Origin of the sequence: Vitreoscilla filiformis (assembly GCF_002222655.1) — a bacterium.
GTDB classification, from domain to species: Bacteria; Pseudomonadota; Gammaproteobacteria; order Burkholderiales; family Burkholderiaceae_C; genus Ideonella; species Ideonella filiformis.
In genome coordinates this window covers 1,378,248-1,396,816 of sequence record NZ_CP022423.1, presented here as the reverse complement: position 1 = coordinate 1,396,816, position 18,569 = coordinate 1,378,248, and the positions used below count along the sequence as shown (strand labels likewise).

General features: G+C 63.4%; 17 protein-coding genes. 10 read left to right on the top strand and 7 right to left on the bottom strand.

What is annotated here, in order from left to right:
* Positions 1 to 34: 34 nt before the first annotated feature.
* A complete protein-coding gene (locus VITFI_RS06610) occupies positions 35 to 1,087 on the bottom strand; it encodes an AEC family transporter (protein ID WP_089416305.1) in 1,053 nt (350 codons plus the stop codon).
* 194 nt (positions 1,088 to 1,281) lie between these two features.
* Here VITFI_RS06610 and VITFI_RS06605 point away from each other — a divergent pair, with 194 nt between their 5' ends.
* A complete protein-coding gene (locus VITFI_RS06605) occupies positions 1,282 to 3,198 on the top strand; it encodes a PhoX family protein (RefSeq protein WP_089416304.1) in 1,917 nt (638 codons plus the stop codon).
* A gap of 99 nt (positions 3,199 to 3,297) precedes the next feature.
* Positions 3,298 to 4,278, top strand: coding sequence for a TRAP transporter substrate-binding protein (locus tag VITFI_RS06600; RefSeq protein WP_089416303.1), 981 nt, complete (start codon positions 3,298 to 3,300; stop codon positions 4,276 to 4,278).
* Here the strand turns inward: VITFI_RS06600 and VITFI_RS06595 are convergent.
* Positions 4,238 to 4,840: a LysR substrate-binding domain-containing protein gene (locus tag VITFI_RS06595; RefSeq protein WP_269768745.1), complete on the bottom strand. Its 603-nt coding sequence runs from the start codon at positions 4,838 to 4,840 to the stop codon at positions 4,238 to 4,240. The two genes, VITFI_RS06600 and VITFI_RS06595, sit on opposite strands and share 41 nt — an antisense overlap.
* A gap of 569 nt (positions 4,841 to 5,409) precedes the next feature.
* On the opposite strand from VITFI_RS06595, the gene VITFI_RS06590 reads away from it, so the two are divergent.
* Entirely contained in the window at positions 5,410 to 6,570 is a 1,161-nt protein-coding gene (locus tag VITFI_RS06590) for a reverse transcriptase family protein (protein WP_157725584.1), read from the top strand.
* Positions 6,563 to 6,781 carry a retron Se72 family effector protein gene (locus VITFI_RS18885; RefSeq protein WP_089416301.1) on the top strand — a complete coding sequence of 73 codons (219 nt, stop codon included), beginning with the start codon at positions 6,563 to 6,565 and terminating at the stop codon, positions 6,779 to 6,781. The genes VITFI_RS06590 and VITFI_RS18885 overlap by 8 nt, the downstream gene beginning before the upstream one ends.
* A 254-nt stretch (positions 6,782 to 7,035) precedes the next feature.
* On the opposite strand, the gene VITFI_RS18170 is transcribed toward VITFI_RS18885, so the two are convergent.
* Positions 7,036 to 7,437, bottom strand: coding sequence for a hypothetical protein (locus VITFI_RS18170; RefSeq protein WP_198301650.1), 402 nt, complete (start codon positions 7,435 to 7,437; stop codon positions 7,036 to 7,038).
* Positions 7,434 to 8,360 carry a carbohydrate kinase family protein gene (locus VITFI_RS06575; protein ID WP_089416300.1) on the bottom strand — a complete coding sequence of 309 codons (927 nt, stop codon included), beginning with the start codon at positions 8,358 to 8,360 and terminating at the stop codon, positions 7,434 to 7,436. The genes VITFI_RS18170 and VITFI_RS06575 overlap by 4 nt, the downstream gene beginning before the upstream one ends.
* Positions 8,361 to 8,533: 173 nt before the next feature.
* Between VITFI_RS06575 and VITFI_RS06570 the strand changes: the two genes are divergently transcribed.
* The 5 genes from VITFI_RS06570 (at position 8,534) to VITFI_RS06550 (ending at position 13,090) form a co-directional block, all read left to right on the top strand.
* Positions 8,534 to 9,526: a sugar ABC transporter substrate-binding protein gene (locus tag VITFI_RS06570; protein WP_089416299.1), complete on the top strand. Its 993-nt coding sequence runs from the start codon at positions 8,534 to 8,536 to the stop codon at positions 9,524 to 9,526.
* Between the two features lie 93 nt (positions 9,527 to 9,619).
* Positions 9,620 to 10,579 (top strand): ABC transporter permease, encoded by a 960-nt coding sequence (locus VITFI_RS06565; RefSeq protein WP_232476677.1) that lies wholly within the window; start codon positions 9,620 to 9,622, stop codon positions 10,577 to 10,579.
* Position 10,580: 1 nt separating this feature from the next.
* The gene (locus VITFI_RS06560; RefSeq protein ID WP_089416297.1) at positions 10,581 to 11,372 is read left to right on the top strand and encodes an ATP-binding cassette domain-containing protein; all 792 of its coding nucleotides are present in this window, start codon (positions 10,581 to 10,583) and stop codon (positions 11,370 to 11,372) included.
* Positions 11,373 to 11,385: 13 nt separating this feature from the next.
* Positions 11,386 to 11,856, top strand: coding sequence for an RbsD/FucU family protein (locus VITFI_RS06555; protein ID WP_089416296.1), 471 nt, complete (start codon positions 11,386 to 11,388; stop codon positions 11,854 to 11,856).
* Positions 11,846 to 13,090, top strand: coding sequence for an ROK family transcriptional regulator (locus VITFI_RS06550; protein WP_232476676.1), 1,245 nt, complete (start codon positions 11,846 to 11,848; stop codon positions 13,088 to 13,090). Before VITFI_RS06555 ends, VITFI_RS06550 begins: the two co-directional genes overlap by 11 nt.
* A gap of 30 nt (positions 13,091 to 13,120) precedes the next feature.
* Here VITFI_RS06550 and VITFI_RS17860 read toward each other — a convergent pair whose 3' ends face one another.
* Complete coding sequence (locus VITFI_RS17860; protein WP_157725583.1) at positions 13,121 to 14,242, bottom strand: hypothetical protein; 1,122 nt, start codon at positions 14,240 to 14,242, stop codon at positions 13,121 to 13,123.
* 14 nt (positions 14,243 to 14,256) lie between these two features.
* Entirely contained in the window at positions 14,257 to 15,060 is an 804-nt protein-coding gene (locus tag VITFI_RS06535; RefSeq protein ID WP_089418000.1) for a carbon-nitrogen hydrolase family protein, read from the bottom strand.
* A 161-nt stretch (positions 15,061 to 15,221) separates the two neighbouring features.
* Here VITFI_RS06535 and glnE point away from each other — a divergent pair, with 161 nt between their 5' ends.
* Positions 15,222 to 17,963, top strand: a complete 2,742-nt coding sequence (gene glnE / locus VITFI_RS06530; protein WP_089416292.1) for a bifunctional [glutamate--ammonia ligase]-adenylyl-L-tyrosine phosphorylase/[glutamate--ammonia-ligase] adenylyltransferase — start codon at positions 15,222 to 15,224, stop codon at positions 17,961 to 17,963.
* 7 nt (positions 17,964 to 17,970) lie between these two features.
* Here the strand turns inward: glnE and VITFI_RS06525 are convergent, their stop codons facing one another.
* Positions 17,971 to 18,537 carry a YceI family protein gene (locus tag VITFI_RS06525; protein WP_089416291.1) on the bottom strand — a complete coding sequence of 189 codons (567 nt, stop codon included), beginning with the start codon at positions 18,535 to 18,537 and terminating at the stop codon, positions 17,971 to 17,973.
* Between the last annotated feature and the right edge of the window lie 32 nt (positions 18,538 to 18,569).

Here is an 18,569-nt window from a genome sequence, read left to right as displayed (position 1 = left end):
GAAACGCTGGGCACAGCGGGAAGACAGCCCGCCTTCAACGCCCCTCGCCCCTTGTAGGAGAGGGGTTGGGGAGAGGGGCGCCATCTGGCGCCGTGGGCTGCACACCCAACCACCACGCCAGCGCAGAAAAACTGCCAAACGCCAGCACTGTGCTGGCCAAAATGATGCGGGCGATGCGCCCGTTGTCAGCCCCGTAGCGTTCGGCCAGCAGCGAAACATTGCTGGCACTCGGCAGCGCCGCCACCAAAGTCAGCGCCATCCACTGCAACGGGCTGAGCGGCAGGCCCTGGCGCTGCGCCCACCATCCCAAACCACCCACCGCCAAGGGATGCACGATCAGCTTGATCAACGCCACCGGCACATAACTGCCCAGCGCCGCACGACGCCCACTGGCCCGCGCCGCCGACCCAGAACGCCACAACACCGCCCCAATGGTGAACAACGCCACCGGCGTCGCAGCGTCCGCCAGCAACTGCACCACACGCCACAAAGGCCCCGGCAACACCCAGCCCTGCCAACCCATCCCCACCCCCACCGCAATCGACCACGGCAACGGATTGGACAGCGCCCCCCGCAACGCCTTCAAAGCCGCCGCCCGGGGGCCATGATCTCGGGCAAGCTGCCCCGGCTGCACCGGCCCGCGTGATTCGGCCAAACCCACACACACCGACGTGGTGATGATCATGTCCGCCAACACCGTGCAGATGACAGGCCCCGCCGCCGCAGGCCCCAGCAGCGTCACCAACAGCGGCACGCCCATGAAACCCGAGTTGGGAAATGCTGCCACCAGCGCACCAAACGACGCATCTTTCAGCGCACATTGAGGCTCACGCCATGTCAGGGCGACCGTGAGGGCCACGATCGCAGCCCCCGCCAGCAGATACACCCCCAGCACAACAGGATTGAGCAATTCCATCACCGGCGTGCTCATGCCAAAGCGCAGCAGCAGGGCCGGCAGCGCGAAAAACAGCACAAAACTGTTCAACCCCGGCACCGCCGACTCCGGCAACCACCCTCGCCGTGCAGCGAACCACCCCAACAGCACCAAAGTGAAAAACGGCAACGTAACGGCGAGGATGGCTTGCATGGTGGGGCGGCAGTATCGCGGCCCGACGGGCGTTCCCGGTATGCAAGTTGGCAAGGGTCATGTGCGGCGATGCACACGCCCCAGCAAGTTCACTTCAAGGGGGAGCCACGGGGTTTTTATTGGCGTGTCACAAGCCAAAGAGATGATGAACGGTTCGATTCATTCCAAATAGCAGCAACACACAGGAGCCTCCCATGCCAACCCCCTTGCAACGCCCTCCCCTCGAAGACTCCAACCGCAGCACCAATCCCAGCATCCACGGGGTCAGTGGTTTGGCGCGGCGGCGTTTTGTGCAGGGCGGTTTGGCCACGCTGGGCGGAACGTGGCTGGCTTCGCTGGGGCTGAGTGGCTGTGCGCAATCCCCGGTGTTGGGCTCTGCACCGCGCCAGCTCGGTTTTGCCAGCGTGACCATGCAGGCACAAGACAGCGTCACCGTCCCGGCGGGCTACCGCGCCCAGGTGCTGTACCGCTGGGGCGACGCCACCGGCTTGACCACTGGCCAGCCCAGCTTCCACGCCGACGCCAGCAACACCGCCGCCGAACAAGCCCAGCAAGCCGGCATGCACCACGATGGCATGGCCTACTTCCCGCTGGACGGCGCCCAACGCGGGCTGCTGGCCCTCAATCACGAGTATGTCGATGACGGCTTGCTGCACAGCGACGGCATGCAAACATGGTCCGCCGAGAAAGTGCATAAATCGATGGCGGCCCATGGCGTCTCGGTGATCGAGGTGCGGGCGGGCGCACAAGGCTGGGAGGTGGTGCGTCCCTCTCGCTTCGCACGGCGCATCACGGCCAGCACACCAATGACCCTGAGCGGCCCCGCCGCTGGCCATCCCTTGCTGCAAACGGCAGCCGATCCGAGTGGGCGCCATGTCCTGGGGACGTTCAACAACTGCGCCCATGGCCAAACGCCCTGGGGCACGTACCTCACTTGCGAAGAAAACTTCGTCAACTACTTCGAAGGCCCCGCGCAGCCCGATGCCCACCAACAGCGCTGGGGCCTGAAAAAAGGCGGCAGTTTCTACCGCTGGCACGAGTTCGAACCCCGGTTCGACGCCCGCCAGCACCCCAACGAGTTCAACCGTTTTGGCTGGGTGGTGGAAATCGACCCGCTCGACCCAACCCACACCCCCATCAAGCGCACCGCCCTGGGCCGCGCCGCCCACGAAGGCGCGACAGTGGCCCAAACCGCCGATGGCCGCGTGGTGGTCTACATGGGTGAAGACGCCCGTTTCGAATACCTCTACAAATTCGTCAGCCGCGACGCGGTACGCCCCGGCGGGGCCGCCGCCAACCGCGACCTTCTGGATCACGGCACGCTGTACGTGGCCCGTTTCAACCCCGATGGCTCCGGCGATTGGTTGCCCTTGGTGCATGGCCAAGGGCCACTCACCGCCGCCAACGGGTTCGACAGCCAAGGCACGGTGCTGATCAAAACCCGCCAAGCCAGCGATCTGCTGGGCGCCACCAAAATGGATCGCCCGGAATGGACGGCCGTCGATCCGCTCACCCAAACGGTGTACTGCACCCTGACCAACAACAGTTTGCGCGGCCAACCGGGTCAGCCCGGCGTCGATGCGGCCAACCCGCGTGCGAACAACACCATGGGCCAGATCATCCGCTGGCGCGAGCAAGGGGATTTGGCCGCCCAGCGCTTCCGCTGGGATCACCTCATGTTGGCCGGCGACCGGCAACTGTCACGCAACGAAGCCCAAGGCAACATCCAAGGGGATGTATTTGGCAGCCCGGATGGTTTGTGGGTCGATCCTCGCGGGGTGCTGTGGATCCAGACCGACGTTTCGACGTTCACGCTGGGCAAAGGGGACTATGCCCATCTGCCCAACAACCAAATGCTGGCCTGCAACCCAGAGACGGGCGAAGTGCGGCGCTTTTTGGTCGGCCCGAATGGGTGCGAAGTCACGGGCATCTGCACCACGCCGGATTTGCGCGCCATGTTCATCAACATCCAACATCCCGGCGAACCCACCAGCGAGCGCAGCGACCCAGCGCAACCTTTGAAGGTGTCACGCTGGCCGGACGGCCAAGGCCGACCACGTTCCGCCACGGTGGTCATTACCAAAACAGATGGGGGGGTGATCGGCACCTGAACGCAGCGCGACGCGCACCGGACGTCAGGGGTTGGCTGGGCTGACACCCGACGTCGGATGGCGTACTCTGGCCCGACCCGATCTTGCTGGAGACCGCCCATGCGCACCGCACTGCTCAAGTTGGCGCTCGGGCTGTGGCTGGGACTGCAAGCCTGCCACTCCGCCCTGGCCCAACCCCTCAAACTCACACTGGGCCACGGCGCCGCACCGAGCAACCCGCGCCATGAGGCTGCCGTCAAATTTGCCGAGGCGGTCAAGGTCAAAACCCAAGGGCGCATCGAGGTGCAAGTGGCGCACTCCGCCCAGTTGGGGGACGATGTGGCCATGCTGGCCGCCTTGCGGGCCGGCACGTTGGACATGTCGGTCAACTCCCAGGGGCCCATCGCGGCGCTGGTGCCGGAGTATGCAGCGTATGGCCTGCCGTTTCTGTTCAGCAGTTCGGCCCGGGCTTTCAAACTGCTGGACGGCCCGCTGGGTAAAGAGCTGGCCGAGAAAAGTGCTGCACAAGGGTTTGTCGTGCTGGGCTACTGGGACAACGGCATCCGGCACATGACCAACAACAAACACCCCATCATCAAACCCAGTGATCTGGGCGATTTGCGCATGCGCGTGCCCCCCGATGGCGTGCTCACCGACGTGATGCAAGCCCTCGGCGCCGAACCGCGACAAATGCGCTTCGCCGACCTGTACGCCGCCCTGAAACAAGGCAAGGTGGATGGGCAGGAAAACCCCATCGCCAACATCCACGCCAGCAAGTTCTACGAAGTGCAGAAGTACCTGAGTTTGACCGGCCACCAGTTCCAGATGAGCCCGCTGATCATCCGGCGCACCGCCTGGGAGCGCCTGCCCGAAGCGGATCGCCGGGCCGTCCAGGAAGCGGCCACCGAAGCCACCGCCTTCCAGCGCCGCCGCTTCCAGGAAACCGAAGCGCAACACCTGCAAGACCTCAAAGCGCGAGGCATGCAGGTCAGCACGGTGGACAAAACTTTGTTCCAGAAAGCCACCGTCGGCGTGGCCGGCAAGTGGATGTTCGGGCCGATCAACGCCTACGCGATCCGGGTGGTGGGCGCGGCGCGCTGAGCGGCCTCGCCATGCAACCAAGCCAAAAAAGCTTCCACCGCAGGCCGCTTGGCATGGCGAGGGGGTAAACCGCGAAATGGGCCTTCACCTTGATGGCTTTGTCCAGCCCAAACACCGGTTTGAGCTGGCGCGAGGCGATGTGGCCTCCGGCAATGGTGGCGCTTTCCAAGGCCACGCCCAGCCCTTGTGTGGCCGCATCCAGCGACATCTGCGCCCGATCGAATCGCACAGCAAAGTGGTCGGGCGCCCGCTGTGAGGTGTAGGCGGCAAACCAGTCCGACCACTGCACCACGCTCACATTGCTCTGGATGAGCGGCAGCTCCAACAACTGCTCAGGTTTTTTGAGACCATGCTCGCAGATGAACGCGGGGCTGGCCAGCGGCACGATGTGCTCCTCGAATAAAGGCTCCTTCACCAAGTCGGGCCAGTGCGGCACGCCGTAACAGATGTCGATGTCGGCTTGGCCCAGCGCAAAGTCGCTGGGCGCGTGTGCAGCTGAAAGATTGAGCGTGATTTCCGGGCAGGCCTGCGCAAACCCGCGCAGATGCAGCATCAGCCACATCGTGCTAATATCGGCCTACGTCTTTTGGCGTCTTCGGGCGAAAGTCCGATCTGCTGTTCTTTGAAAATTTGCGAACTTGGGTAGGAAAGTCTATGCCTTGAAAAAGGCGCCTTACCTGTCATTACTTGGCCTCGCAAGAGGCTCGGTCGTGCGTGCGAGGCTAGACCCGGATGCCCCGACTGCGGCGATGCCCTCTCTCCAGGGGGCGAGAAGACCGCAACCGGTGTACACCGTTGTTGAGCGAATGTGCAGACACCTGAGCACGAAGAGTTGTTATTTCCTACCGATCTCCGAAGTTGAGCGAACCACACGAATAGTTTGTGTGGCCAAACCCAAACCTTTTAGGAGATTACTATGGAGCGCAAGCCCAATAAGTCAAGTTCGTGTAATTGCGATGGCAACATCGCTAAAAAGAGCGGTTTCACTCAGCTTGAATGGGGTGGAATTGCACGCGGTGCTCTTCGCTATCTCGCGGATTTCAACACCCTTTACCGGGCATATGATTCCGCTAAATCTTTGCTTGAATGGATCATCGGTCTGTTCAGTTAAGTAGGTGTCTGTTTCTTTCCATGCGACCAATCTTTAACGGAACGCCGATTGCATCCGTCGATGCACTGGCACGCTCGCTTTCGCTCTCCGCGCAACAGTTGCGCACACTCGCGGGCGCTGTGTCTGGCCACTACCGCGACTTTGACATCCCAAAGCGCGATGGCAGCTTCCGGACTGTCTCAGGGCCGACTGAGGAACTGAAGATCATCCAGCGTCGAATCAACCGACATATTTTCGAGCGGGTGCAGTATCCGAGCTATCTATTCGGCAGTATCAAGGAACGCAACTATGTGCAGAATGCGCGGAGCCACTCAAGGGCGCATGTAATTGTTGCAATGGATGTTGAGAACTTCTTCCCCTCCATTAAAAGGGAAGCAGTTCTGAACATCTTCAAGAACCTATTCCGTTTCCCGCAAGAAGTGGCTAGTTTGTTGGCTGATCTTTGCACTAAAGACGGGCATGTACCTCAGGGCGCATGCACAAGTTCTTACATTGCAAATCTTGCATTGCACGACATCGAACATCGGCTTGTATCCAATCTTCGCCATGAGGGGCTGATTTACAGCCGCCTGACCGATGATATTTCAATTTCTTCGCCGCACCCCTTGGCGAAAAAACGGATTGAATCTTTGGTTGTGCAAGTAGCGGAAATGCTGAAATGCAAGGGCTTCAAACCGAAACGGCGAAAAACGAAGGTCACTTCAAAGAACAACTCTGCGGAATTGATGGAGGTGACTGGACTCTGGCTAAATCTCGGTGAACCGAGGGTAAAGCGAGATGAGCGCGCTAGCATTCGCACTGAAGTTCGTCGCTGCATCCGCGAATCAAAAGTCGAAAGAACTTCGCCCGAATTCCACAAGCTACATGACCGAACCTCTGGTCGTGTGGCAATGCTGTCTCAGTTGAAGCATCGCGAAGCGAATCGTTTCAGAGTAGCTTTGCGTTTGTGCGCTCCACTGTACTCGCCGATTGAAATAAAGCGAACACAGAAAATTGTCGCGGCAGTTTGTAAAACTCCGCTACGTAGCCGAGAGACTGCGGTTTATATTCAGCGTTTTTATCAAGCCAGGTACAGAGTGAACATTGTTAGCCGAACTGACCCAAAGCTAGCGAAGGAACTTCACGCTCGACTTAGCAGTCACGTCCCGAAAATGAAGAAGGAAGAGGCAATTTATGGCTAATGAGCCTGATTCCAGGGTTTCTGGCAGCATTCGTTGCTACTATCCGCTGAAGGGTTTCGGCTTCATCCGCCGATCTAAAGGAAAAGATGTTTTTTTCTACCGTTCAGACGCAAGTGGTGAAGAGATTTTGCTCGATGGGGCGCAGGTAAGTTTTATATTGCGTGAGGAACAAAAAGGGCCACGAGCGTTCGATATCGAGAGAATCGGGTAATTTTGACCAAAAACTTTTCCGGTGTGCCTTGTATTCAGTCGCTTGCAGAAGGGTCAGAGAGAAAATATGTGTAATGTCCGCCGCATGGCTTAACGCAAACAGCACTTCGGGCGCTGACGCTGGGAAACTGTAGAAGCATGGCGGAGCACCCCGGGAAGGGGTCTAGAAAGTCTGTGGCGAGCCTGTCGTCACCTCAGCAATAGCCACCACCCTACGGCGTTATATCCTGCCAGCACCCCGCAAGATCGCTTCCATCACCTCGGAAGGGCAACGCGTAACCGTCCCCCTTCGGCAAGGCTTTGGTGGCGCTGGCAGCCGGGCGGTCCGAGATCGTCGGCCTGAGTGCTGACCTGCACCTCTTCACACAGGCTTACCCCCACCGCTTCTACCAGATGGACATGGCCGAGTAACTGCTCATGGCCGCCGCCGGGGGCATGGCCAAGGTCAGGCTGGTGCCGTTTGCCACCACCTACGCGGTGTTCGGCACGCGCTGCGCCTACGACTTCATCCATCAGGTGATCACCGAAGAAAACCTGAACGTGAAGATGTGCTGCGCGCTGCTCGGCCTGACCATCGTCGATCCGTGCGATGCGCTGGACATCGAACAAGCTGTGCCGCAGATGGCCGCACAAAGGACTGTGCTGGGTGAGTCTCAAGCCAATTCGTGCCGACGCGGCAAATCCGCCCCCCGGCGGCTGCATGTGATGGCCGCCGCCTGTGCGGCAAAACTCAGCACCGTCCGCCACACTTCGGCGCTGATGTGCGGCAGCGCCGCCACACTCAACACACCGCGTTCGGCCAGCGCGGTGAGCATGGCGGCTTGAAAGGTGTCCCCAGCGCCGACGGTGTCGATCACCTCGACCTGAACCGGCGCCACCGGCACTTCCCCCTCGGCAGCGTAGCCGGTGGCCCCGTCACCGCCTCGGGTGATCACCACCATCGCCACACCCGCTGACCGCCAGCGCGCTGCCAATTCGGCGTGCGGGGTGCCGGGGTACAGCAAGCCCAGATCTTCGTCGCTCACTTTGAGCAGGTGGGTGCGGTGGCTCATCCAATCCAGCGTGTCGCGCCAAACCTGGAGGTTCGGTTCGACGTTCAGGCGCACGTTCGGGTCGTACGCGATGACGCGGTGGGTGTGCTCCCGTGCCACCAAAGCACGTTGGGCGTCGGCGGTGGGTGCCACCACCATGGCGTAAGAACCGAAATGGATGGCCTGGGTGTCGGCTGGCAGGGTGTCCAGCGCAGTCAGGGGCAGCAGCCGATCCGCACACCCAGCGCCGTAAAAGCTGTAGGACGGCACGCCGTGCCCATCGACCCCGACCAAACTCAAAGTCGTCGGCGCATCCAGCCGGTGGACGCAGGTTTCTTCCACCCCCTCGTCGCGGAAGGCTTGCAGTAGCCGCTCGCCCAAAAACCCGCGTGACACGCCCCCCATAAAGGCCACGCGCTGCTCCAAGCGTTTCAGGCCCACGGCCACATTGAACGGTGAACCACCGATGCGCGCATCCAACCCCAGGCCGGTGGGCGTGGTGCCGGTGGCGAACACGTCAAACAGGGCTTCTCCACAGACGACAAACATGATTTTTAGCTCCAGAACGTCACGCAATGGCGCGCAGGATGCCCGCTCGCCTTCCGTTTGTGATGCGGGTTTTCCATAAATCAATCAACTTGATTTATTAAATCGACGGAGCGCACAATCCGTTCCGTCCCGTCGATCTTTCCCACACAACGACCTGGAAACCTGGAGACACCATGTTCAAGACCGCCCTGTCCGCCGCTGCTGCCGCTGCGTTGTTGTCGATGTCTGCTGCGGCGGTTGCCGCCGATCAGCCCATCATCGGCCTGATCACCAAGACCGAAACCAACCCCTTCTTCGTCAAGATGAAGGAAGGCGCGCAAGCCGAAGCCAAGAAACTCGGCGCCAAGCTGATGAGCGCCTCGGGCAAGAAGGACGGGGACACGGCAGCCCAAATCACCGCCATCGAAAACATGGTGACGGCGGGGGCCAAAACCATCCTCATCACCTCCAGCGGCGATGCCATCCTGCCGGCAGTGAAGAAGGCCCAGGCCAAGGGCGTGCAAATCATCGCCCTGGACAGCCCGTTTGACGGCGCCGACGCGCTGTTCGCCACGGACAACTACAAGGCCGGCATCCTGATTGGCCAATACGCCAAGGCGGCGCTGGGCGGCAAGCCGGCCAAGATCGCCATGTTGGATCTGTTCCCCGGCCACCCGGTGGGCGCCCAGCGCCACAACGGTTTCATGAACGGTTTCGGGCTCAAGGCGAACGATGCCAAGAGCAACGAACTGTCCGCCACCCCGGAAACCGTCTGCGCCGCCGACACCGATGGCAACCAAGCCAAGGGCCAAACGGCGATGGAAAACTGCCTGCAAAAAGACCCGGCCATCAACGTCGTTTACACCATCAATGAGCCGGCAGCCGCTGGCGCCTACAACGCGCTGAAGAAGGCGGGCAAGGCCGATCAGGTGATCGTGGTGTCGGTGGACGGCGGCTGTGAGGGCGTGGCCAACGTCGGCAAGGGCGTGATCGCCGCCACCAGCCAGCAATACCCGCTGAAGATGGCCGCGATGGGCGTGGCCGCTGGCGTCGAGTACGCCAAAACCGGCAAGAAGGCCAGCGGCTACGTCGATACCGGCGTGGCCCTGATCGCCGCCAAGGCCGTGCCGGGCGTGGACAGCCAAAGCGTTAAGGTCGGCACCGACCTGTGCTGGGGCAAGAAGTAAACCCGTCGCCCTCTGAGCGTTTTCTTTTCGGGAGGGCGTGGCGCCCACGCTGCCGCGCCCTCCGTCCTTGACCCATCCTCAAGGATGTTTCGCGTGAACACTTCTGCACACAAGCTGCCGCCGCTGAGCCAACTCGGGCCGTTCATCGCCCTGGCCGTGGCCTGCGTCGTCTTCGGCCTGACGACCGACAACTTCCTCACCGGCGCCAACTTCGCCCTGATCTTGCAACAGGTGATGGTGGTCGGCGTCATCGCCATCGGCCAGACGCTGATCATTTTGACGGCGGGCATCGACCTGTCCTGCGGCATGTTGATGGCGCTGGGCAGCATCGTCATGACCAAATTCGCCACCGAGCTGGGCCTGCCAACGCCGCTGGCCATCCTCGCCGGGGTGGCCGTGACCACGCTGTTCGGCCTCATCAACGGCCTGCTGGTGACGCGCATCAAACTGCCGCCGTTCATCGTCACCTTGGGCACGATGAACGTGGCCTTCGCCGTCACCCAGTTGTATTCGGAATCACAAACCGTCTCCGGCGTGCCCGATGCCATGACCTGGCTGGGCAATACCTTCGAGATCGGCGGCACGCCCATCGCCCACGGCACGGTGCTGATGGTGCTGCTCTACCTGGGCGTGTGGTACTGGCTGCGCGACACCGCTTCGGGCCGCCACGTCTACGCCGTGGGCAACAACCCGGAAGCCACGCGCTTGGTGGGCATCCCGACGGAGCGCGTGCTGCTGGGCGTGTACGTGCTGGCCGGGGTGTTTTACGGCATCGCCTCGCTGTTGAGCGTGGCCCGCACCAGCGTGGGTGACCCGAACGCCGGCCAAACCGAAAACCTGGACGCCATCACCGCTGTGGTGCTGGGTGGCACGAGTTTGTTCGGCGGTCGCGGCATGGTGCTGGGGTCGCTGGCGGGGGCCATCGTGGTCGGGGTGCTGCGCAATGGATTGACGCTGATGGGCGTGTCCTCGGTATACCAAGTGCTGATCACGGGGATCTTGGTGATTCTGGCGGTGACGGTGGATCAACTTTCGCGCAAGGGAGGCCGCTGACATGGCCACGACGCACATCGTGATGCAGGCCCAGGGCCTGGTGAAGCGCTACGGCCAAGTCACGGCGCTGGATGGGGTGGACTTTGAGCTGCGCGCCGGCGAAATCCTGGCGGTGATTGGGGACAACGGCGCGGGCAAATCGTCGCTCATCAAAGCGTTGTCGGGCGCCATCGTGCCGGATGGGGGCGAGATTCGCATCGACGGTCGCCCGGTGCAATTCAAGCGCCCCATCGATGCCCGGCGCCACGGCATCGAGACGGTTTACCAAGATTTGGCCGTCGCCCCGGCGATGACAATCGCCGAAAACCTGTTCCTCGGCCGCGAGCTGCGCTGTGAGGGGATCATGGGTTCGGTGTTCCGCAAGCTGGACAAGAAAAAGATGCTGGAAGTCAGCATCGAGCGCATGAACGACCTGAAAGTCGGCATCCGCAGCATGACGCAGGCGGTGGAAACGCTGTCGGGCGGCCAGCGCCAATGCGTGGCGGTGGCGCGGGCGGCAGCATTTGCCGAACACGTCGTCATCCTCGACGAACCGACGGCGGCGCTGGGCGTCAAGGAAGGCAACATGGTGCTGGAGCTGATCCGCCGCGTGCGCGACCGGGGTTTGGCGGTGATCCTCATCAGCCACAACATGCCGCACGTTTTTGAGATCGCGGATCGCATCCATGTGGCGCGGCTGGGCAAGCGTGCCGCCGTCCTCAATCCGAAAAAAATCGGCATGAGCGACACCGTGGCCGTCATGACGGGCGCCATGCGCCCCGAAGACATTCCCGCCGAGTGTCTGGCGCACTGATTGGGAGGTTGCCATGCTCAAAGGCATCGACCCGCTGCTCACCCCCGAGCTGCTGAAAATTTTGGCCGAGATGGGCCACGGCGACGAAATCATCATCGCCGATGCCAACTTCACCGCCAAAACCTTGGCGCAGGAACCGGGCGGCGGCAGCAAACCGTTGGTGCATCTGCCGGGTGCCAATGTCGAGCGTGTGGCGCAAGCGGTTCTCAGCCTGATGCCACTGGATGCAGCGGTGACACAACCCGTGGCCTACATGCAGGTGTGCGGCACGCCCGAGGGTTACCAAAGCGCGCAGCAACGCAGCGTCATCGACATGCTGGCGCGTGAAGGGCACGCGCAAGCGGTGCAATGCCAGGCCACCGAGAGGTTCGCGTTTTACGATCGCGTCCGTCGCGCCCAAGCCATCGTGCTGACAGGGGAGTTGCAGCCGTATGGCAACTTCCTGTTCAAGAAGGGCGTGCTCGGAGAAGCCCTTGTCCCTTGATGCCCCCACGGCCTTCGCCCCTTCGGCGGAAGCGCCCCATCTGCAACCGCGTGGCTCCAGCCAGGGCGGTTTGCGCCAGTACAACGAGCGTGTGGTGTTGCAGGCCATCCGCCTGCATGGCGCGTTGCCGGGCGCCGAAATCGCCCGGTTGACGCATTTGACGGCGCAAACCGTGTCGATGATCACCAAGCGCCTGATCGATGACGGGCTGCTGCGCAAAGGGACGCCGCAGCGCGGCAAGGTGGGGCAACCATCGGTGCCGCTGGGGCTGAACCCGGATGGGGCGTATGCCATCGGCGTGAAGGTCGGGCGGCGCAGCTTGGATGTGCTGCTGGTGGACTTCGCCGGCCAAGTGCGCCAGCGCTCTTGTTGTGCTTACGATTTTCCCGAGCCGGAGCGGGTGCTGGGTGAGATCGAGCGGCGCGTACAGGCGCTGCGCCGAGGGCTGGGGGAAGACGGTTGGACGCGGGTGCAAGGCATGGGGCTGGCGATGCCACTGTCCATGGGCGGCTGGCAAAACCTGCTGCACTTTCCACCGGCCCTGGCCGAACGCTGGGAGCACTGCGACCTGCGCGCCGAGGCGGAGCGTGTCACCGGCCTGCCGGTCGAGTTGCTCAAGGACACGGCGGCGGCCTGCGTCGCCGAGCTGGTGGCCGGGCGGGGGCGCAGCCTCAAGAGTTTTCTGTACGTGTTCGTGGACACCTTCATCGGCGGCGGGTTGGTGATCGACAGCCACTTGCGTGCGGGTTTGAACGGCAACGCAGGGGCCATCGGTTCTCTGCCACTGGGATTGGCCGCTGCGGGCGGCCACAACGCCCCGCCCCAACTGCTGAGTGTGGCTTCGTTGATGACCCTGGAAGCGCGTTACGCCGCCGCCGGGTTGGACGTGGGCGCAGCGCTGGACGCCCGCGCACTGCAAGCACCGTGGGCCGCGCACACCGATGTTTGGTTGGGTGAGGCGGCTTCGGCCATCGCCTTGGCGGTGAACAGCGCGGCGTGTTTGTTGGATCTGGATGGGGTGATCCTCGACGGCTCGTTCGACCGGGCCACGCTGGGCGCGCTGCATCAGGCGTTGGACAACGCCCTGGCCTGTTATTGCTGGGAGGGCGTGGTGCGCCCCGCCGTGCTGCCAGGCGTGATCGGCTCGGATGCCCGGGCGATCGGCGGCGCTTTGCTGCCGCTGCACGCGAATTTTTCGCCGGATCGCGAGCTGTTTCTCAAAGTGGCCCGCTGATCCCAGCGGGCCACCGGTGAGCCGATGGGCTCAAGGGTTGTCGTTGTCTTGCTCGGTGCCGAAGAACCCGGCACGCTGGCGCAGCATCACGGCACGCTGGATTTTGCGCACTTGCTCCAAAGCTTCGCTCAACGCTTCCAGCTCTTGGACGTTGGCCGGCGGCAACGGCATTTCGGTGTGGCCTCGGCTGATGTCTTGCGCCAACTGGGTCAGCGGGGCGATTTCACGCGCCACCCGGCGCGGCAACCCCAGCATCACCCACAGCGACAACCCCAACCCAATCAGCGCCAGCCCCAACCCCGTGGCCAACCCAATTTCCAGCAAAGGCCAGGTGCCCTCGGCCATCACCTGCGCTTGCTGCACCTTGGTCTTGCTCATGTTGGACAGCGCCACCGTCAGCTCGGCCAGTTGCACTTTGGCGCCGCGCAGCATGTCGTTCAACTCTGCGAGGTTCGGAGGCAGCACCGGCTGAGCAGGCGCAGAAGCCGCCGCTTCGGGCAACGCAGCCCCTGCGGCAACCGGCGCCGACGCCGCTTCAGGCGGGATCGGTGGGCCCATCGCTTCGGGCGGCGGCCCCGATGGCAATCCGGCGGGCGGGGCCATGTCTGGCGGTGGTGCCATGCCAGGCGGCAATGCACCAGGCGGCAATGCACCAGGTGGCAGCGCACCGGGGGGCAACGCGCCAGGTGGCGGCCCGCTTTCGGCCACGGCGGCTGCGGGTTGCACGCCCGTCTTAGCGATCACCGCCTGCACCGCCTCGACATACGCATCGGCTGCCGACATGGTGATCACCAACTCGGCCATTTCCTCCGGCGCCAGCACTTGCTGCTCGTCCTTGGCCACGGCGATGCGTTGCAGGGTGCCACGCACCTTGTCGGCCCCCGTCAGCCAAGCGCGGGCGTTGCGGCTGCTTTGCTCGGGGTTGTCCAGGTGCGCAAAAAACGCCTTTTCCTGCAACGACGTGTTCTGGATGTGCTGTACCGCCTCCAGCAGCCGATTGGCCGCCTGGGCGCTTTGCTGCACTTTGGGCGCCAGTTGCCAGTTGCCCAAGTAATAGGCGCCAGCCATCAGCAGCGCCAGCAGTGCAAAAAACACCGCGATGGGCGTCTGGCTGACCACCAAGCGCCGTCGGATCGAAATTGAAGATGCCATGTCCGAGTTTCCTTTCATCCCAGTCGCCGATGCGCCAGCGCCGGCAGTTGTTGACGCACAGCCCGCAGCCGTGTTTCGTCCACCTCCGCCTGCGCCACACCGACGCCTTCCTCCACACACGCTTGCACCTGACCCCACGGGTCAATCACCTGACTGTGGCCCCAGGTGCGGCGCCCATTGTCGTGGCGCCCCCCTTGGGCACTGGCCAAAACGTAACACTGGTTCTCAATCGCCCGGGCCCGCAGCAGCACATCCCAGTGCGCTTGCCCGGTGGTGTAGGTGAACGCCGCGACATTCACCAGCACATCACAGGCCGGGGTGGCCAGGGTGCGGTACAGCTCGGGAAAGCGCAGGTCGTAACACACCGACAGCCCCACGCGGTGCCCTTCGGCCTCGAACACCACCGGCGTTTGGCCGGCTTGTAGCACGCAGGCTTCGTCGTAGCGTTCGCGGCCATTGTCGAAGGCGAAGAGGTGGATCTTGTCGTAGCGCGCCACCCGTTCGCCCGTGGGGCCCCAGACGCAGCAGGCGTTGTACACGCGCCGGGGCGTTTCAGCGCGGATGGGCACCGTGCCCCCGATGAGCCACACGCCATGGCGTTGTGCCCAGGTGGCCAAGGCGTCTTGGATGGGGCCGGCGCCGTCGGCTTCAGCGATGGCGAGTTTGTCCTCATCGCGCTGGCCCATGAAACAGAAGTATTCCGGCAACGCCACCAAGCGGGCACCGGACGCCGCAGCGTCGGCCACCAGGGCCGCCGCAGCGGCGAGATTGCGATCCACCTCCAAGGTGGAAACCATTTGCAATGCAGCGATCTTCATGTCGTCAGCATAGAGGACAAACGTGGCACCCATCGTGGCGCCAATACCCCCGCCCCCCTCACACCCTTGTTGACCCAGGTGGCCCTGTCCCCGTGGGGCCTGCGGCAGAATCCCTTGAACTCACTCAACCATCTGGCTGCTTTCGCCCGCCCACTGCCGTGATGACCCTCTCGCCCGCCCTTGCCAGCCACAGCCGCTTTGTTCAACGTGTGCGCCGCCGCTACGACGCCGAGCTGGCCTTGCTGCCCGCCGGTGTGCCCGATGTGGCCACCATCACCACCTTGGTGCAAACGCTCCAAAACCGAGGGCGCCCGTTGGTGTCGGCGCTGCGGGTGGCGCGGCAATTGGTGATCGAGCGCTTGGCCGTGCTGGACATTGAGCAGCGCGTGCCCCTGAACGTCATCACCCTGGCCATGACGCATCTGGCCGAAGCCACGCTGGAAGTGGCGCTGGCGCAAGCCCGCATCGAAGCCGACGACCGCCACGGCCCGCCCATGACGGAAACCGGCCAGCCGATCGATTTTTGGATCGTGGGCATGGGCAAACTCGGGGCGCGTGAGCTGAACGTGTCCTCGGACATTGACCTGATTTACGTCTACGAGGAAGACGGCCACACCCACGGCCCGCGCCCGGTGACGGCGCACGAATACTTCGCCCTGGTGGCCAAACGGCTCTATGCCCTGATCGGTGATGTAACGGAAGACGGGTTTGTGTTCCGCGTCGATCTGGCACTGCGTCCGAATGGCAACTCGGGCCCGCCCGTGGTGAGTTTGGCGATGCTGGAGGAATACTTCCTGGTGCAAGGGCGCGAGTGGGAGCGCTTCGCCTGGCTCAAGAGCCGCGTGGTGGCGCCGCGTGCCGGGGTGGACAGTGGGCGCACCTTGCAACTGCGCGCCTTGGTGACGCCCTTCGTGTACCGGCGTTACCTCGATTACGGCGTGTTCGAGGGCCTGCGCAACCTGCACCGCAAGATCCGCGAAGAAGCCCAGCGCCGCGCCGCTGGGCGCCCGGAACGGGCCAACGATGTCAAGCTCTCACGCGGGGGCATCCGCGAAATCGAATTCATCGTGCAGTTGCTGCAAGTGGCGCGGGGCGGGCATTTCCCCGAAATCCGCACCCGTTCAACCTTGCGGGCGCTGGACAAACTCGCCGCCCGGGGCCTGATGAAACCGGAAACCGCCCAGGCGCTGGCCGACGGTTATGTGTTTTTGCGCCAAGTTGAGCACCGCATCCAGTTCTTGGACGACCAGCAAACCCATCTGCTGCCGACCGGCGATGGCGATTTGGGCTGGATCGCCGCCAGCCTGGACATGCTGTGCAGCGCCGAAACCTGCGAGCTGCTGGACAAACTCTGCGCCGTGCGCGAGCTGGTCGCCACCGAGTTCGACGCGCTGTTGCACGACAACCGTCCGCCCAGCAACGCCTCAGGCACCGCCGGCCCAGGTGGCTGCAAACGCTGCGGCGCGCCGCTGCCCATCGACAGCGAAACGTTGCTGGACAAACTCCCCGCCGATCTGGTGGAACGGGTGCGCCCGTTTGCTGCCAGCCCCAAAGTGCAGGCGCTGCGCGAAGAAAGCAAACTGCGCCTGGGCAAATTGATGGTGCGGGCCGCCGTCACCGTGGCGGAGGGCCATTGCACCCCCGCCGCCGCGCTGCGTTTTGTGGATTGGCTGGAGCCGCTGCTGCGCCGCGAAAGTTACCTGGCGTTGCTGGTGGAACGGGCCGAAGTGCATCGGCGTCTGCTGCGCCTGCTGGGTCTGGCCCGCTGGCCGATGCAGTACCTGATGCGCCACCCCGGCGTGATCGATGAGCTGGCCGACGAGCGCCAAATCGCCGATCGGTTCGACCGGGCGGATTTTGTGGCGAATCTGGAAGAACGCCACGCCGCCTGGGTGCGTGCCGGCGAGATGGACGAAGGGTTGTTGCTGGACGCGCTGCGCCGCGCCCACCACGCCGAGGTGTTCCGCACGCTGGTGCGCGACGTGGAAGGACGCATCACGGTGGAACAGGTGGCGGACGATTTGTCCGCGCTGGCCGACGCGCTCTTGGATTGCGCGCTGCGCTGGGCGTGGGATCACCTGCGCCAGCGCCACCGCCCGAGCCCGCGTTTTGCCGTCATCGCGTACGGCAAACTCGGTGGGCTGGAACTGGGCTACGGCAGTGACCTGGATGTGGTCTTCCTCTACGACGACGCCGACGAAACCGACGCCTACCGCGCCGCCGAGGTGTACGCCGCCTTCGTGCGCAAACTCATCGGCTGGTTGACGCTGCGCACCGCTGCGGGCGAGCTGTTCGACATCGACACCGCCCTGCGCCCCAACGGCAACTCCGGTCTGTTGGTGACGAGCATCACCTCGTTCGACAACTACCAGCGTGGCCGAGGCAGCAACACCGCCTGGACGTGGGAACACCAAGCCATCACCCGCGCCCGTTTCTGCGCGGGGGATGCGGCGCTGGGTGAGCGCTTCGAAGCCACGCGCCGCGCCGTGCTGTGCGCCCCGCGTGACCTGGCCGCCTTGCGCGAGGAAGTGCGGGCCATGCGTGACAAAGTCGCCGCTGCCAAAGCCGTGCGCGGGGAACGCTTCGATGTGAAATACAGCCACGGCGGCATGATGGACGCCGAGTTCGCGGTGCAATTCTTGGTGCTGGCGCACGCCTGCCCGAACACCGCGTTGCAGGACAACGCCGGCAACATCGCCCTGTTGCAGCGTGCCGAAGCGTGCGGCTTGCTGCCTGCGGGCGTTGGCCACGCGGCAGCGGACGCTTACCGCGAACTGCGCCGCGCCCAACACCGCGCCCGCTTGGACGAGCAGCCGACGCACTTCCCGCCCGAACAATTCATCGCTGAACGGGCGGCGATTCAGGCGCTGTGGCAGGCGGTGTTCCACCCGGCCAGCGCCTGAGCCGATCTCACTGCTTGACGGCCTCGACTTGGATCACCAGGCGCACCGCGTCCGGGAAACCCCACTTCAGGCCGTAGTCGATGCCGTACTGGCTGCGCACCAGCGTGGCTTCGAAGTCCCCGCCGCAGACTTCGCGCTTGAGCATCGGGCTGTCATAGCAGTTGAAGTTCGTGGCCTTCAGGGTGATGGGGTTGGTTTTGCCGGCCAGGGTCAGGGTGCCTTGCACTTCGGCCACCTTGTCGCCGTTGAAGACGAACTTGTCGGCTACGAACTTGGCAGTCGGGTGGGCTTCGACGTTGAAGATGTCGGCGCTCTTGAGGTGCTTGTCGAACGGTGCAGTGCCCGAGCTGACCGAGGTCATGTCGATGGTCAGATCGACCTTGCCGGTCTTGGCGGCGCGGTCAAACTCTACCGTGCCTTGTTTCTTGTCGAAGCGAGCGCGGTTGGTCGAGGTGCCAAAGTGGCTGATTTCGAAGGTGACGAAGGTGTGCGTCGGGTCGATGGCGTAGGTCGCGGCTTGGGCGGACACGGTCGAAGCGGCCAGCACGGCAGCGGCGATGAAAGCGGTCTTCATGGATGCATCTCCTAGGGGCTGAAGCGAAAGCG

Excerpts from the sequence above, each read along its gene's own strand:
- VITFI_RS06555 (WP_089416296.1), top strand. The coding sequence starts at position 11,386 with ATGCTCAAAGGCATCGACCCGCTGCTCACCCCCGAGCTGCTGAAAATT.
- VITFI_RS06610 (WP_089416305.1), bottom strand. The coding sequence starts at position 1,087 with ATGCAAGCCATCCTCGCCGTTACGTTGCCGTTTTTCACTTTGGTGCTG.
- VITFI_RS06595 (WP_269768745.1), bottom strand. The coding sequence starts at position 4,840 with ATGTGGCTGATGCTGCATCTGCGCGGGTTTGCGCAGGCCTGCCCGGAA.
- VITFI_RS06600 (WP_089416303.1), top strand. The coding sequence starts at position 3,298 with ATGCGCACCGCACTGCTCAAGTTGGCGCTCGGGCTGTGGCTGGGACTG.
- VITFI_RS06525 (WP_089416291.1), bottom strand. The coding sequence starts at position 18,537 with ATGAAGACCGCTTTCATCGCCGCTGCCGTGCTGGCCGCTTCGACCGTG.
- VITFI_RS17860 (WP_157725583.1), bottom strand. The coding sequence starts at position 14,242 with ATGGCATCTTCAATTTCGATCCGACGGCGCTTGGTGGTCAGCCAGACG.
- VITFI_RS06605 (WP_089416304.1), top strand. The coding sequence starts at position 1,282 with ATGCCAACCCCCTTGCAACGCCCTCCCCTCGAAGACTCCAACCGCAGC.
- VITFI_RS06560 (WP_089416297.1), top strand. The coding sequence starts at position 10,581 with ATGGCCACGACGCACATCGTGATGCAGGCCCAGGGCCTGGTGAAGCGC.
- VITFI_RS06575 (WP_089416300.1), bottom strand. The coding sequence starts at position 8,360 with ATGTTTGTCGTCTGTGGAGAAGCCCTGTTTGACGTGTTCGCCACCGGC.
- VITFI_RS06570 (WP_089416299.1), top strand. The coding sequence starts at position 8,534 with ATGTTCAAGACCGCCCTGTCCGCCGCTGCTGCCGCTGCGTTGTTGTCG.
- glnE (WP_089416292.1), top strand. The coding sequence starts at position 15,222 with ATGACCCTCTCGCCCGCCCTTGCCAGCCACAGCCGCTTTGTTCAACGT.
- VITFI_RS06590 (WP_157725584.1), top strand. The coding sequence starts at position 5,410 with ATGCGACCAATCTTTAACGGAACGCCGATTGCATCCGTCGATGCACTG.
- VITFI_RS18885 (WP_089416301.1), top strand. The coding sequence starts at position 6,563 with ATGGCTAATGAGCCTGATTCCAGGGTTTCTGGCAGCATTCGTTGCTAC.
- VITFI_RS06535 (WP_089418000.1), bottom strand. The coding sequence starts at position 15,060 with ATGAAGATCGCTGCATTGCAAATGGTTTCCACCTTGGAGGTGGATCGC.